The organism is Flavobacterium sp. 123, from assembly GCF_003634825.1.
Classification (GTDB): Bacteria; Bacteroidota; Bacteroidia; order Flavobacteriales; family Flavobacteriaceae; genus Flavobacterium.
Genome location: NZ_RBXD01000001.1, coordinates 1161358 through 1176753, shown reverse-complemented (window position 1 = coordinate 1176753; position 15396 = coordinate 1161358). Strand labels below are relative to the sequence as shown.

The 15396-nt window shown below is 32.8% G+C and carries 11 protein-coding genes; 7 read left to right on the top strand and 4 right to left on the bottom strand.

The window, feature by feature from the left end; translation table 11 throughout:
• The first annotated feature begins 177 nt into the window (after nucleotides 1–177).
• From C8C88_RS05275 to C8C88_RS05265, 3 genes are all read left to right on the top strand, one after another.
• Nucleotides 178–942 (top strand): exodeoxyribonuclease III, encoded by a 765-nt coding sequence (locus tag C8C88_RS05275; RefSeq protein ID WP_121337107.1) that lies wholly within the window; start codon nucleotides 178–180, stop codon nucleotides 940–942.
• Between the two features lie 157 nt (nucleotides 943–1099).
• Nucleotides 1100–2041, top strand: a complete 942-nt coding sequence (locus C8C88_RS05270; RefSeq protein ID WP_121337106.1) for an OmpA family protein — start codon at nucleotides 1100–1102, stop codon at nucleotides 2039–2041.
• Between the two features lie 277 nt (nucleotides 2042–2318).
• Nucleotides 2319–3356 (top strand): NADP(H)-dependent aldo-keto reductase, encoded by a 1038-nt coding sequence (locus C8C88_RS05265; RefSeq protein ID WP_121337105.1) that lies wholly within the window; start codon nucleotides 2319–2321, stop codon nucleotides 3354–3356.
• A 43-nt stretch (nucleotides 3357–3399) separates the two neighbouring features.
• Here C8C88_RS05265 and C8C88_RS05260 read toward each other — a convergent pair whose 3' ends face one another.
• The 4 genes from C8C88_RS05260 to C8C88_RS05245 all read right to left on the bottom strand — a co-directional run bounded on the left by C8C88_RS05260 (nucleotide 3400) and on the right by C8C88_RS05245 (nucleotide 8471).
• The gene (locus tag C8C88_RS05260; protein ID WP_121337104.1) at nucleotides 3400–5391 is read right to left on the bottom strand and encodes a transglycosylase domain-containing protein; all 1992 of its coding nucleotides are present in this window, start codon (nucleotides 5389–5391) and stop codon (nucleotides 3400–3402) included.
• Nucleotides 5392–5572: 181 nt separating this feature from the next.
• Nucleotides 5573–6136 carry a 5-formyltetrahydrofolate cyclo-ligase gene (locus tag C8C88_RS05255; protein WP_121337103.1) on the bottom strand — a complete coding sequence of 188 codons (564 nt, stop codon included), beginning with the start codon at nucleotides 6134–6136 and terminating at the stop codon, nucleotides 5573–5575.
• On the bottom strand, nucleotides 6105–7367 hold the full coding sequence (locus tag C8C88_RS05250; protein WP_121337102.1) for a pyridoxal-dependent decarboxylase: 1263 nt from the start codon (nucleotides 7365–7367) through the stop codon (nucleotides 6105–6107). Before C8C88_RS05250 ends, C8C88_RS05255 begins: the two co-directional genes overlap by 32 nt.
• A gap of 78 nt (nucleotides 7368–7445) precedes the next feature.
• Nucleotides 7446–8471 carry a succinylglutamate desuccinylase/aspartoacylase family protein gene (locus C8C88_RS05245; protein ID WP_121337101.1) on the bottom strand — a complete coding sequence of 342 codons (1026 nt, stop codon included), beginning with the start codon at nucleotides 8469–8471 and terminating at the stop codon, nucleotides 7446–7448.
• Nucleotides 8472–8587: 116 nt separating this feature from the next.
• Here C8C88_RS05245 and uvrC point away from each other — a divergent pair, with 116 nt between their 5' ends.
• From uvrC to C8C88_RS05225, 4 genes are all read left to right on the top strand, one after another.
• On the top strand, nucleotides 8588–10381 hold the full coding sequence (gene uvrC / locus C8C88_RS05240; protein WP_121338576.1) for an excinuclease ABC subunit UvrC: 1794 nt from the start codon (nucleotides 8588–8590) through the stop codon (nucleotides 10379–10381).
• An 8-nt stretch (nucleotides 10382–10389) separates the two neighbouring features.
• On the top strand, nucleotides 10390–12759 hold the full coding sequence (locus C8C88_RS05235; protein WP_233549313.1) for a patatin-like phospholipase family protein: 2370 nt from the start codon (nucleotides 10390–10392) through the stop codon (nucleotides 12757–12759).
• A 417-nt stretch (nucleotides 12760–13176) separates the two neighbouring features.
• The gene (locus tag C8C88_RS05230) at nucleotides 13177–13947 is read left to right on the top strand and encodes a DUF3108 domain-containing protein (RefSeq protein ID WP_121337100.1); all 771 of its coding nucleotides are present in this window, start codon (nucleotides 13177–13179) and stop codon (nucleotides 13945–13947) included.
• Nucleotides 13948–14056: 109 nt separating this feature from the next.
• Nucleotides 14057–15277, top strand: coding sequence for a peptidoglycan DD-metalloendopeptidase family protein (locus tag C8C88_RS05225; RefSeq protein WP_121337099.1), 1221 nt, complete (start codon nucleotides 14057–14059; stop codon nucleotides 15275–15277).
• The last annotated feature ends 119 nt before the right edge of the window (nucleotides 15278–15396 follow it).

Genomic DNA, 15396 nt, shown 5'->3' with positions numbered 1-15396 from the left:
AACAAAGATAGCAAAAAACTCCATTTTCTTTCTTTTTCTGAATCAAACTTATACTTTTTTATTACATTTGGGAACCCACACAAAAACAATATCATTCTTTTGATTCAATAAAAAGGGGAGCTTCAAGTAGCAATCCAGAACATTTTATTTTTCGAAAAAATGCCTAAAATATTTTAAATGAGAATTATTTCATACAACGTAAACGGAGTTAGATCCGCTATTTCAAAGGGATTTATAGAATGGTTGCAACAAGCTAATCCAGATGTTATTTGCCTTCAGGAAATCAAAGCCATGGAAGAGCAAGTGCCAACATTAGATTTTGAATTAGCTGGTTATCCGTATCATTATTGGTTTCCCGCAACAAAAAAAGGATATAGTGGCGTAGCAATTATTTCTAAGATAGAACCTAAAAACATTGTTTTTGGAACTGGAATTTCACATATGGATTTTGAAGGAAGAAACCTTAGAGTTGACTTTGAGGATATTTCTGTAATGAGTTTGTATTTGCCGTCAGGGACAAATATCGAGCGATTGGATCATAAATTCATGTATATGGACGATTTTCAAAACTATATTTCCGATTTGAAAAAAGAAATCCCAAATCTGGTTATCTGTGGCGATTACAACATTTGCCATGAAGCAATTGACATCCATGACCCGATACGTAATAAAAAAGTATCTGGATTTTTGCCTGAAGAAAGAGCTTGGCTGAACAGTTTTCTGGAAAATGGCTTCATAGATAGTTTCCGTTTTCTGAACAAAGAACCACATAATTACACTTGGTGGAGTCAGCGTGCTCCTGGTGCCAGAGCCAATAATAAAGGATGGCGAATCGATTATTGTTTGGTGAGCGAACCGCTTAAAGACAAAATCAAAAGAGCCGTTATTCTGCCCGAAGCAAAACATTCAGACCATTGTCCGATTTTGGTAGAAATAGAATAATAAAATAAGGAGCTGTTTCCTGCTATCCGTTTCAATCTTTTTGTTTTTAAAGAAAAAACAAAAAAGGATTTTCACTTCTATCAGGGCTAGGGCATCGCAATAAAACAAGATATTTTTAGTTAAAAGAGATAAATAATACCATAAAAAACAACCCAAAATGATAAAAAGAGTTTCCATTGGATTACTGATACTAGCACTTTCCACCTCTTGTGTTTCTAAGAAAATCTACAATGATTTAGAAAGCAAGTTTGCTGATTTAAAAAAAGAAAACAGAAATATTTCGGATCAAAATGCCGAATTGCTAAAAGCAAAAAATCAATTAGAATTAGACAGTAGCGCACTGAAATCAGCTTTGGAAAAAGCAAATTCAGATTATGCTAAACTTAAATCGGATTATGAAGCCTCACTAAATAAGTTTAATGTGTTGCAAGATTCATACACCGCTTTAGAGAAAAACAGTAATGACGCTTTGCAAAGCAACATGAAAAAAAATCGCGAATTGTTAGATGAATTAGATGATAAAGCACAAGCATTAGCGTTAGAACAAGAACGTTTAAATAAAAGCGCACAACGTTTAAAAGAACTAGAAGATTTAATTGCTGCTAAAGAAGCTAGCATGCAAAAATTGAAAGAAACATTATCAAAAGCCTTGAACAGTTTTGAAGGCAAAGGCTTAACGGTTGAACAAAAAAATGGTAAAGTTTATGTTTCTATGGAAAACAAATTACTATTTAATTCTGGTAGTTGGGCTGTTGGTCCAGAAGGTAAAAAAGCCGTTATTGAGGTAGGAAAAGTGCTGGGTGATAATCCAGATATTTCAGTGCTTATTGAAGGACATACTGATGATGATGCTTTCACTGCTTCGGGTCCAATTGCTGACAACTGGGATTTATCAACTAAAAGAGCCACTGCAATTGTTGCTATTTTGAGCGAAAACAAAAAAATAAATAAACAAAATCTAACAGCTGCCGGAAGAGGTGAATTCTCTCCATTAGCAAGTAACGCAACTCCCGAAGGAAAAGCAAAAAACCGTAGAATAGAAATTATACTTACACCTAGATTAGACGAAATCTCTAAAATGTTGAACGAGATTAATTAAGGTTAAAATAGCTAAGCTATAGTTTTGATATTAAGAAAATCAAATACTAATAAACGTTGATTCTTGATGAAACTTAATTCCTTAATGGATTGGTAAAGAACCTTTTTTTAACCGCAAATTCGCTAATTGTATCTTTCGATTGAAGGCTATTAATTTGCTAATTTGCGGTTATTTTTTACATCCTATAAACGTTTCTCAATTTTATGTTAACCAGAAACCAAAACAATAAACAAATTTTATCTTTGTTTCCAAAAAACAAAAAATAATTTTCTCAGATATGAAATACACTACTTTACCGAATACGGATATAAAAGTCAGTAAAATTTGCCTTGGCACGATGACTTTTGGTCAACAAAACACCGAAGCCGATGGACATGCCCAAATGGATTATGCTTTGGAACATGGCGTTAATTTTTTTGATACTGCCGAAATGTATTCTGTGCCAGCGCGTCAGGAAACCTACGGAAGTACAGAGAAAATAATAGGAACTTGGTTTAAAAAAACAGGTAAAAGAGAAGAAATTGTTTTGGCTTCAAAAATCGCAGGTCCAAATCCTAACTTTACTTACATGCGAGAGAAAAATGATTTTTCGCCAGCCAGTATTAAATTTGCATTGGATCAAAGTTTACAAAGACTACAAACAGATTATATAGATTTATATCAATTGCATTGGCCAGAACGCAAGGCTAATTTTTTTGGCCAACGTGGTTTCAAAGTTCAGGATGATGCTTGGGAGGATAATATTCATAGCGTTTTAGAAACTTTAGATGGTTTTATCAAAGAAGGGAAAATCAATTATATTGGACTTTCAAACGAAACGCCTTGGGGAATTATGCGTTTCCTAGAAGAAAGCAAAAACTTCAATTTACCAAGAATAAAAACAGTTCAAAACCCTTATTCATTATTAAACAGACAGTTTGAAGTAGGTTCTGCTGAGGTTTGTATGAGAGAGAATGTTGGATTATTTGCCTATTCACCAATGGCTTTTGGGGTATTGTCAGGTAAATTCCTAACGGGAGAAAGCCATCCTAATGCTAGAATTAAATTGTTTCCACAATTTTCAAGATACAATAGCGAGCAATGTACAGAAGCTACTCGATTGTATCAGGAAGTTGCAAATAAAAACGGTTTGAGTTTAACAGAATTAGCATTAGCTTTCATAGAACAACAACCATTTGTGACTAGTACAATTATTGGCGCAACAACAGTTCAGCAATTAAAAGAAAATATAGATACGATTAAAGTATCTCTATCTGAAGAAATTCTAAAAGAAATAGATGCGGTTCATGCTGTAATTCCGGATCCTGCTCCTTAAATTAAATACAAGCGAATTTATAATAAGAACTCCTGAAAAAGAATTATTCTTCTTCAGGGGTTTTTAAAAATTCAAAATCAAATTCATCAACAGCTGTTGAATCAACTGCCGTCGCTGTCGAATCTTGGGCTTTAACGATATTCAAAAACGAACGGGCATTTCCAGAAACATAAACACCATGTTGTCCAAGTGTGTCTTCAGAAGTTAAAATACCACGTTTCAACATTAAGTTACTAAGATAGCGTTGGTTTTTTTGAGCAAATCCTTTTAAGTTTCCTTGGCCGTCAAATTGATACATAAATTTCTTTGGACTCGGAATTATAGTTGCTAAGAATAAGCATTCATTCAAAGTTAAATCCGAAGGGCTTTTTTGGAAGTAAAAACGACTCGCTTCCCCAATTCCATATACGTTTGGTCCCCATTCGATAATATTAAAATAAACTTCAAGCATGCGTTCCTTGCTTGCAATTCGGTTATTTTCTAAAATATAAACCAATAAAATCTCTTCCATTTTTCGCGAAATTGTTTTTTCACGAGTAAGGAATACGTTTTTTATCAGTTGCATACTGATGGTGCTTCCTCCACGAGAGAATTTCTTGGTTTTTATATTTTTAATAATGGATTGTTTGAAAGCTTCGGTAATAAATCCACGATGTCTGAAAAAAGAAGGGTCTTCAGTAGTTAATACACATTTTTTTAAATAAGGTGAAATTTGGTTCAAAGGAGTATAATCCGGATTTCCAGCACCAACTAAAATAGGTCGTTGTAGCACGTTCTTTATGATGGCACGATATACAAATTCTCCGTTTAATTTATTCAAATTGGCTTGTCCAAATTTAGTAATTCGAAGATTTTCTTTATTTAATTTACTGTCAAAAACAATTGTATTTGGTTTGTTTTTATTGAACATAAAATCCAAATTGTAATCAAAATTACCGCTGGCTTGCATCCCCTGAAAGTTCGTGAATAAACCATCTGGAAGTGAAGTAATGAAATCTTGAGCTTTCATTTTCGGGATGTTAATTTTGAGTTTGTAGATTGTATCTTCCTCGGTTTCGTAAGCTAGATATGGGTGAAATTTTATTTTGTTGAATTCAACAGTTGAGGTACTATCCACAGAAATAAAATCAGAGCCTAACAAAAAGCGGTAGTCAAAACGCGCGTTTTTAATGACAACATCCTTACTGGCAATTTTAGGATGATTTACTTTTAAATTTGCAATTGCAGCATAACCGTCGATGTGCAATTCGTCCCCATCTCTATCAATATCTTCAATGTTCAATCGGATGGAGTCAAAACTAGAAATTAAGTTGAATCGTTCGTCAAAATAAGGGACTTTAATTGCGCCCGTATCTCTATTAAAAAAACGGATATCGGCTGTTTTATTTCTAGGATCTGCAAATCCTTTAATTTCCCAACGTTGTGCAAAAGTATTCGTTTTTACATCAATGGCAGTTTCAAGTTCTTTGTCGTCCAGTACTAATTTTCGGATATCAATTCTGGCTTTTTTACCATTGTCGTCTAACTTAAAGGTTAAGTTTTCGATGCTCATATCCGTTGGAACAAGATTTAATAACTTCGAAATAATTCGGTACGCAAATTCAGCATAATCTCTTTTATCAGTTGATGTTTTTACAGCATTATCTTTTTTCAAAAAAGCAGCAAAATTCTTGACATTTCCTTTTTTGGTAAGTTGTACATATCCATTTTTGATTTCCAAAGTTCCTAATTGCACATCACCAATTAACAAATGCCAGAAACTGACACTAGTTTTCATTTTTTGAATTTTAAAAAGGGTGTCGGCTCCTTTTGGTGCCAAAATTACATCCGTTAAATTCACTCCTGCAAATCCATCAAAAGAAGCTTTTTTTACCGAAAAAGTACTGTTGTAATCCTGTTCCATTTTATTAGAAACTTTTACAAGAGTTTGTTGCAGTAATTCATCGCGAAAAAAATAAAATCCAACAATTGCGCTTATAAATACAACACTAAGTATTTTTGCTGCTAGAATTATTTTTTGTTTTCCGGTTCTCATGAATGATGATTGTTTTGTGAATGATTTAAAATAATCCTTTGATAAATTGGGGTTTATTAAGGACTTTAATTTGAACCCGTAAAGAAAGGAAAAAAAAGAATATCAGTATCAGATTTTATAAAAATTTTAAGCATTATGTTTGGGATAAACCAAGGTTTTACTTGGGTTGAAACAGTAATTGTTAGAATTTAAAAACCTCGTTTGGAGTTACACAATAATCTAATTTTATGTCATTTTCATTCACATCCGAAATAACTTCTTCGGGTTCAAAAAAGGAGAGTCCAATTTTGATAGTTCCAGGTTTGCACTCAGATAAGAATTTGTCATAAAACCCTTTTCCATAACCTACACGATTTCCAAATTTATCGAAGACTAAAAGTGGAACAAAAACGACTTCTATTTTTTTAACAGAAACTTCAATTCCATCGACAGGTTCGGGAATGTTATATTCGTTTTTTTTGATTTTGGTATTATCTGTTAACAAGAAATGAGTCATGTCTCTAGTCTCAAAATCACTTTTCGAAACAATAATTTCTTTGTCTTTTCCAGAAAGAAGATGCAGAATAAACTCTGTATTTACTTCGTTTTGTTCTTCAATAGGCAAAAAAATATGAAAGTATGATTTCTCCCAAATAGGAAGAATCAAGATTTTATTGGCAATAGCCAGACTCATTTCTTCTAATTGGTCTTCGGAAAGTTGCTTTCGCAATGTTTTATAAGTTAACCGTAATGCTTTTTTTAGCATGAAGACTTGCTTTTAAATGATCAATAAAAGTTGTTAAATGTTCGATTTCTACATGATCCATGAGTACAATTTTATACCATTTGTTGTCGCCATGGTGTTGTTGAGGCACTAAATCAAATTCCGAAGCGATTTTTTCTTCAATATTTTCGGCATGAATAGTTACAATATTCATAAATGGTTCTCTAAAATAACGCACACCAAGTTTGTCTAGTTCATTACACAAAAACCGAGTTCGCATTTGCAGAATACTTACTTTTTCGAACCAACCAAATGGGCCGTAGGTAAATAAAATCATCCAAACTGCAACTGCATTTGAACCGGAACGGCTTCCGCAAAGGGTAAGATCCATTCCCTCAACATATTCGGCTTCTTTGGTCAAAACGTTTTCTATTAATCCTTTTCTACAAATAAAAATACCAGTTCCGTATGGAGCTTGAAGCATTTTGTGAGCGTCAATGGTGATAGAACTTATTTTAGGATTACTAAAATTAATAACTGATTTTTCGTTGCTGAACGGATAAACAAATCCACCGTAAGCCCCATCAACATGAAGTTTGTATTCTAGATTGTGTTTTTCTAAAGCTTGGATATAATCTTCAGGATTATCAACGGATCCAAACATGGTCGTTCCCATATTTGAAATGGCGATAAAATATTTTTTTCCATTTTGTTTGGCACTAATAATTTTATCTTCCAAAGCAATTTTGTCGATTTCTCTATTCTCAAAAGAAACAGGAATTTTAATCCAGTCCAGCATTAAAATATTGGCACCTTTTGGAATAGAATAGTGTGTATCTTCAGAAGCTAGAATAGCAATTTCGTCTAATTTAGCGCCCTTTTGATACATAAAAAAATTGCGATACATCCACATGGCTTGAATGTTAGCTTCGGTTCCTCCAGGCGAAATATAACCATCAAAAGAATTCGGTTCGGCTTTGAAGATGTCAACAGCAATAACATTTAGCACATCACGCTCCATTTTTTGGGTTCCTTTGAAAGCTTTTTCAGAAGTTCCTAATGTGTGACAACCAATATGGTTTGGATTTGCAACATAGGTTTTTAAGGTAGGGGCGTCTTTTAAAAAGGGGGCGTCTTCATTGAATACTTTTCCATCTAATTTTGACGCTGGGTATCCAAGTGAAATATCACTAGAGAAATTTACATTTTCGTCTAATGCTCTTTGGATGTATTCTTGTCTTTCTTTTTGCGTTATTTTTTCCCAGTATATCATGCGTGAAATAGTTTAGTAAATCGAAGGTATTGATTCGAGATGAAATATTATAATTGTTCGGTTAAAATTTATTTAGGCCTAGAAATTTTCCAAGGCTGCAATCATAGCAGATTGGATTTCCGGTTCTTTTTTAATTTCTTTTATAACAGAATTTGACAAATGATAAATGGCATCACCCTCATATACAATGGGCGAATGGTTGGCATTAATTACATATCCGTCATTTGGGGCTTTAACTTTTCGTTCAAATTTTCCAAAAGGATCGGTAATTGTTGCTAAAAGAGTTCCTTTTTTCACAAAGGTTCCAATGGTGTTGTTATCGTGCAACATTCCGGAACATTTGGCACGTACCCAACTGGATTTTTCAATATAAATAGAAGAAGATTTCTGTCTTTCGGTTTGGTGTTTTGGATCTAACATATCGAGATGTTTTAAGACTCGTTTTACTCCATTTACCCCTTCTTTAGCAATATCGATATTGATGTCTAATGATTTTCCACCTTCAAAAAGCAGCATTTTAACGCTCAATTTTGCACTTGAATTTCTAAAAGAACCTGCAATATTTTTAGAATATAAAGTAAATGGTGCGTCAAAAACATCGGCTAATATTTTTAGTTCAGCATCATTTTCTGCAAGTCGAATTTGTGGAGCATTAAATCTGCTGGCACCTCCAGAATGAAAATCAACGGCATAATCCACAATAGGCATTACTTCAGTAAGAATATGAAAGGCAAATCTACTAGCCAAAGAGCCTTTTTTGCTTCCCGGAAAAACACGATTTAAATCACGTCCGTCAGGAAATTCTCTAGAGCGATTGACAAAGCCGTACATATTAATTATAGGAATACAAATGATGGTTCCTTTTTTGGGCTTATTAATTTTTTGGCTAATAACTTGTCTGACAATTTCGATTCCGTTGATTTCATCTCCGTGAATTCCTGCCGAAAAAAGCACCACAGGACCATCAACTTTGGACCGTCTAACAATAATTGGAATATCTAACTTCGTGGTGGTGTGTAATCGGGCTATTTCTACGTTGACAGTTTTGTTTTCGCCGGGTAAAATGCTTTCGCCAAAAATCACTATTGGTTTTAAACTTCTCATATTTAATATAAAAAGCTAAATATAGAAATAATTATTTGGGATTAAAAGTGTGAGCTTGATTTTGATTTACAAAGATGTTATTCGTAAATTTGGAATTCATAATTCGTATTCAAAAAATGACTAACCCCACTATTGCGCTACAAATACAAACATTACCTGATAATCCTGGTGTATACCAATATTACGACAAGGACGGCAAGATATTGTATGTGGGCAAAGCCAAAAATTTAAAGAAAAGAGTTTCTTCTTATTTCAATAAAATCCACGATACGGCCAAAACAAATGTGCTGGTTAAGAAAATTGTAACCATAAAACACATTGTGGTTCCTACTGAAACAGATGCCCTTTTGTTAGAAAATAATTTAATTAAAACGCTTCAACCAAGGTATAATGTGCTGTTGCGAGATGATAAAAGTTATCCGTGGTTGTGCATTAAGAAAGAACCCTTTTCAAGGATTTTTTCTACTCGTAGAATGGTTAAAGACGGCTCAGAATATTTCGGTCCTTACACCAGTTTCAAAACCGTAAATACTATTTTGGAACTTATAAAAGAACTCTATCCGCTCCGAACCTGCAACTATGATTTGAACGAAAGCAATATTGATAGCGGCAAGTTCAAAGTCTGTTTGGAGTATCATATAGGCAATTGCAAAGGGCCTTGTGAAGGATATGAAACCATTGAAAGTTATCAAAAAAAAGTAGATGCTATTCGCGAAATCTTGAAAGGGAATTTTAAGGAAAGCATGAAAGATTTCAAGCGAGTTATGACAAATTTAGCTGCTGAAATGCATTTTGAAGAAGCCCAAAAAATAAAAGAAAAAATAGAAATTCTCGAGAACTACCAATCGCGTTCAACCATTGTAAATCCAAAAATAACCAACATTGACGTGTTTTCAATAGTTTCGGATGAAAGTGCTGCGTATGTCAACTTTTTACAAATTTCCCACGGTTCTATTATTCGTTCCCACACGATGGAAATCAAAAAGAAATTAGACGAAACAGATGAAGAATTATTAGAACTAGCTATAATTGAACTCCGTGAACGTTTCCAATTATTGTCCAAGGAGATTATTGTCCCATTTCCAGTTGATTTGGGGGAAAATATAAAAATCACGGTTCCGCAATTGGGTGATAAAAAACAAATTCTGGATTTGTCTATTCGTAATGCTAAGTTTTATAGAATTGAACAATTGAAGCAATTGCAAATTGTAGATCCTGACAGGCATGCCAATCGTATTATGGCACAAATGAAAAAAGATTTGCGCTTGCCAGTAGAACCGCGCCATATTGAGTGTTTTGATAACTCTAACATTCAGGGAACAAATCCTGTTTCGGCTTGTGTGGTTTTTAAAAATGGTAAGCCAAGCAAAAAAGACTACCGCCATTTCAATATAAAAACGGTTGAAGGGCCAGATGATTTTGCTTCTATGACTGAGGTTGTATATAGAAGATACAAGAGATTAATGGATGAAAACGAACCTTTGCCGCAACTTATTATAATTGATGGGGGAAAAGGACAATTGTCATCTGCATTAAAAAGTCTAGATGAATTAGGATTGCGAGGAAAAATCGCCATAATTGGCATTGCTAAAAGATTAGAAGAATTATTTTACCCGGGAGATTCGATTCCGTTGTATTTAGATAAAAAATCAGAAACGTTAAAAGTAATTCAACAATTAAGGAATGAAGCGCACCGTTTTGGGATAACCCATCACCGTGACAAGAGGAGTAAAGCAGCGCTGAATTCTTCAGTAGAATCAATCCCTGGCATTGGCGAAAAGACGATGCTTGCATTAATTCAACACTTTAAAAGTGTTAAAAGATTGAAGTTAGCTTCAGAAAAAGAAATTTCTGACGTAATAGGTGTGTCAAAAGCCAAAAAAATTGTCGACTTTTACACTACTAATTAGTTTTTTCCATGAGTCTATTCAAGCTGCCCGTTTTGAGTGTTCTGCAAAAAATCTTTTTTTATAAAAAAGAAGAAGCTTCTTGGGGTGCTCTTTTTTTAAAAGAAAAAACAAAATTTATGTTGTCTAAGGCTTATACTTCTATCTGGGGCTTGAAAAATACATTGCCTGCAACTTGTTTTTCTTTTTTCTTTTTTCTTTTTTCATTCTGTCTTACTATTCAGAAATCCTTTTCGCAAGAGCAAAAAAGACCTAAAATAGGGTTGGTTCTTAGCGGCGGTGGAGCCAAGGGATTTGCACATATTGGCGTTTTGAAAGTGATAGAAGAAGCCGGAATCAAGATTGATTATATTGGAGGAACGAGTATGGGAGCTGTAATTGGTGGATTGTATGCCACAGGATATAATGCTGCTCAGATTGATTCGATTTTTCAATCCACTAATTTCGATGAATTATTAAATGATTTTATACCAAGATCATCTAAGAATTTTTATGAAAAAAGAAATGACGAATTATACGCCTTAGTTTTACCATTTAATAATTTTAAAATAGGAATCCCAGAAGCACTTTCTAAAGGGATGTATAATTTTAATTTACTAAGTAGAATTACTAGAAATGTAAGGCATGTTAAGGATTTTAATCAACTGCCAACTCCTTTTTTGTGTATTGGAACTAATATTGAAACAGGGGAACAAGTATTGCTGAATAAAGGAAATTTAGCGCAAGCTATGTTAGCTAGTGCCGCTTTTCCATCCTTGTTTTCACCTATAGAAATTGACGGAGCTTTGCTAGTTGACGGTGGAGTTGCTAATAATTATCCTATTGAAGAAGTTCGGAAACTAGGTGCGGATATTATTATAGGTGTTGATGTTCAAGATGATTTAATGGACAGGAAAGAGCTAAAAAATGCTACCAAAATATTGGTTCAAATTACCAATCTTCAGTCTATTGCAAAAATGAAAAATAAGATTGTTGAAACGGATATTTATATAAATCCGGATATTAAAAACTATGGTGTTATTTCATTTGATAAGGGAAAGGAAATTATCCGAAAAGGGGAAGAAGCCGCTTTTTCAGTATATGAAAAACTATTATTAGTAGCTAATAAACAAGATGCTTATCAGAAACCAAAACTTAAATTAGTTACGGATACTTTGCAAATTGAGAAGATAAACATAAACAATTTGAACAATTTTACCGAAGATTATATTGTTGGTAAATTACGATTTAAAGAGGATTCGAAAGTTAGTTATACGGATTTACAAAAAGGCATAAATAATATTAATGCAACACAAAACTTCAGTGCTATAAATTATTCTTTTGATCCTAAGCAGAACAAAGAAGATTTGAATTTAACATTAATAGAAAACCCAACTAAAACATATTTGAAATTTGGTTTACACTATGATGGCTTGTATAAAAGTGGTATTTTAGTTAATCTAACACACAAAAAGACTTTATTCAAAAACGACATCGCATCTTTAGATGTTGTTTTAGGAGACAATTTCAGGTATAATTATGATTATTATGTTGACAATGGTTTTAATCTGAGTTTTGGGTTTAAGTCACAGTTTAATCAATTTAACAGGAATGTAACTAAAGAACTAAGCCCGCAGAGTATATCAGATATAGGGGTTAATACTATAAATGTGGACTTTTTAGATTTTACAAATCAAGCTTATTTCCAGTCGTTATTTGCGCAAAAATTTTTGATTGGCGCAGGAGCTGAATTAAAGCTTCTTAAAATAAAGTCCGAAACACTAGCAAATACAAATCCAATAATAGACAAAAGCAGCTATTTGAGTGTTTTTGGTTATATGAAATATGATTCGTTTGACAATAAGTATTTTCCAAAGAAAGGTTGGTATTTTTCTAGTGATATTCAATCGTATCTATTCTCTTCTAATTATACCAATAAATTCAAACCATTTTCAATTTTTAAAACTGAGGTTGGGCTAGCAGCTCAAATTGTAAAAAAAGTCACACTAAGATTTCAAGCTGATGCTGGAATGTCTATTGGTCAAGAAAGTGTTTCGTTTTTTAATTTTGTGCTAGGAGGATACGGATATAATACAATAAATAATTTCAAACATTTTTATGGATATGATTTCTTGAGTGTTGCTGCTAATAGTTATATAAAGACTGCTGCAACTCTTGATTATGAGTTTTATAAGAAGAATCACTTGAATTTTTCGGCAAACTTTGCCAACTTAGAAAACAATCTTTTTAGAACGGTTAATTGGATTTCAATTCCAAAATATTCTGGATATGCGGTAGGATATGGTTTAGAAACTGCCATTGGACCAATTGAAATTAAGCATTCTTGGTCACCTGAAAATCCAAAAGGATATACATGGTTTGGGGTTGGTTTTTGGTTTTAATTAAATAGTGGTATAGTTTAATGTTTGTGTTGAAATTAAACGACAATCATTTTTGAAAGACAGTTGTTTTTTAAAGAACAAATAAAGAAGAGTTGTATATGAGATGATTGAGAGTATATCGATAAAATTATACTTTTTTTGTGAAATGTAAAAAAATACAGGACATTTCTAAGGTATTTTTGCATATGTTGTGTTAAAGTATATTTTTCATCAAAAAAACTGGATTTGTTAACTACCTTTGCACTCGCAAAAAAGGAAGGGGTGGTTTCCTTCTTATTATTGATATAAATTTCATAATTTATAGTTTTTTGGTTAGTTAATAGCATAAAAACTCAGTCATTATTTGACTGAGTTTTTTTGTTTTAATACATTTGGAACAAAATTTGTATTTGTGGTAATAAATAGTCCAAAAAAGTGATGAAAAAAATAGCACTACTTCTAATATTTATAACTACTGTAAGTTTTGATTCTCAAAAGGAAGATGCTTATGCCGTAGGGGAATGGTTTAAGTTTCGCATACATTACGGCTTTGTAAATGCGGGCTATGCCACATTAGAAGTACAAGATGCCACCATAAATAACAAAAAAGTCTTTCATGTTATTGGCAAAGGATACACCACGGGAATGTCCAGGTTTTTTTTCAAAGTAGAAGATCTTTATGAAAGTTATATTGACAAAGAAACAGGTAATCCATATCAGTTTGTCAGAAAAATAAATGAAGGCGGATATACTAAAAACCAAGAGGGCTTTTTTAATCAAGCATCAAATAAAGTTTTGTTTAAAGATTACAAACACAAAACGGAAAAAACTTTTGTGATTCCAAAAAACACACAAGACATAATGTCAACATTTTATTATTTAAGGAATTCTCCTAATATTGATAAAATAAAGCCTGGTGAGTCAATTGCTATTGATATGTTTTTTGACGAAGAAACTACAAAGTTTAAGTTAAAATTTATTGGACGTGAGGATATTACAACTAAATTTGGAACCGTTTCGGCAATGGTTTTTAGACCATTAGTTCAATCTGGACGTGTTTTTAAAGAGCAGGAAAGTTTAACTGTTTGGATTTCAGATGATAATAATAAGTTGCCTCTTCGTATTAAAGCGAATCTTGCTGTAGGTTCTATAAAAGCAGATTTAGACGCATTCAAAGGATTAAAAAATTCGTTTAAAGTAAAACTGTAAATACTTAGCTTAAAAAAAGAATGATTCATGACTATATAGTTTTGAGCAATGAACACGAGTCGGAGAACAAGAAAGAGGAAAAGTAAATTAATTAAAAAAAATATAAAGATTGAAACAAGTTTTTGCACTTATAATAGTATTATTTTCGATACTATCTTGTTCTAAAACCGATGAAACATTGGATGACAAAACTTCAAAAACAGCCTCTAAAAAGGTAGAGTTTGGATTTACATATGCTGATTTTAATGTAGTTCATGACACGATTAAAAAAGGAGATACTTTTGGTACTATTCTCCAAAAGCAAAACATTGGAAATAAGAAAGTCTATGACATCATTGAAAAAGTAAAAGATACTTTTGATGTGCGAATAATGAGGTTTGATAAACCTTATACACTTCTTAGATCAAGACATAAAAAAAATGAATTACAGGTTTTTATCTATCAGCCAAACGCTTTAAATTATTATGTAATTGATTTGCGAGATACTACAGTTACTGCCTACAAAAAAACAAGACCTATTAAAATTAAACAAAGAACAATAGGAGGTTTGTTAAAAGGCTCCTTATCTGAAACCTTAGAAAGTGCTCGAGTTGAGGGCGCTTTAGCGAGTAGAATTTCTAAAATATTTGCGTGGTCTATTGACTTCTTCAAGTTAAAAAAAGGAGACCGATTTGCTTTAACTTTTACGGAACGATATATTAACGACACCATTTATGATGGAGTTGATAGTCTTCAGGCTGCTTTTTTTGAGTATAAAGGCAAGATTATTTATGCCTTTCCTTTTGCACAAAATCCTTCTTCCGATAAAGTAGAATATTATGATGAGGACGGTAAAACCCTGAAAAATTTCTTTTTGAAAACCCCTATCAAATTCAGTAGAATTTCTTCTCGATTTACGTCAAATAGATTTCATCCAGTGCAACATACTTGGAAAGCACATAAAGGAACTGATTATGCAGCACCTTACGGTACTCCTATTACCACGACAGCTGCAGGTGTAGTGGAGCAAACAGGTTTTACAACTGGAAACGGAAATTTTGTAAAAGTGAAACATAATTCAACCTATTCTACGCAATATTTACATATGTCTAGAATTTTGGTAAGACGAGGACAGCACGTTATTCAAGGGCAAGTCATAGGTCGAGTTGGTAGTACGGGCTTAGCAACAGGACCTCATGTATGTTATCGTTTTTGGAAAAATGGCGTTCAAGTAGATGCTTTAAAATTGAAATTACCTAATGGAGAACCTATGAACTCATCAAGTAAAAAACGATTTTTAAAGCAAATTGAGCCTTTAAAAAGAGAATTGGATAGTGTGGCAAATTTGTAGTATTCAAGTTGTGTATTCGTAAACTAACAAATTTGATGTTTTTTAATTGTTATATAAGTGCAAACTGATTATCTATTCAAACTAATTTCAGTATTTTTGCAAAAAAATAGAATAATATC

Excerpts from the sequence above, each read along its gene's own strand:
- C8C88_RS05235 (WP_233549313.1), top strand. The coding sequence starts at position 10,390 with ATGAGTCTATTCAAGCTGCCCGTTTTGAGTGTTCTGCAAAAAATCTTT.
- C8C88_RS05275 (WP_121337107.1), top strand. The coding sequence starts at position 178 with ATGAGAATTATTTCATACAACGTAAACGGAGTTAGATCCGCTATTTCA.
- C8C88_RS05255 (WP_121337103.1), bottom strand. The coding sequence starts at position 6,136 with ATGCTAAAAAAAGCATTACGGTTAACTTATAAAACATTGCGAAAGCAA.
- C8C88_RS05270 (WP_121337106.1), top strand. The coding sequence starts at position 1,100 with ATGATAAAAAGAGTTTCCATTGGATTACTGATACTAGCACTTTCCACC.
- C8C88_RS05230 (WP_121337100.1), top strand. The coding sequence starts at position 13,177 with ATGAAAAAAATAGCACTACTTCTAATATTTATAACTACTGTAAGTTTT.
- C8C88_RS05260 (WP_121337104.1), bottom strand. The coding sequence starts at position 5,391 with ATGAGAACCGGAAAACAAAAAATAATTCTAGCAGCAAAAATACTTAGT.
- C8C88_RS05265 (WP_121337105.1), top strand. The coding sequence starts at position 2,319 with ATGAAATACACTACTTTACCGAATACGGATATAAAAGTCAGTAAAATT.
- uvrC (WP_121338576.1), top strand. The coding sequence starts at position 8,588 with ATGACTAACCCCACTATTGCGCTACAAATACAAACATTACCTGATAAT.
- C8C88_RS05250 (WP_121337102.1), bottom strand. The coding sequence starts at position 7,367 with ATGATATACTGGGAAAAAATAACGCAAAAAGAAAGACAAGAATACATC.
- C8C88_RS05245 (WP_121337101.1), bottom strand. The coding sequence starts at position 8,471 with ATGAGAAGTTTAAAACCAATAGTGATTTTTGGCGAAAGCATTTTACCC.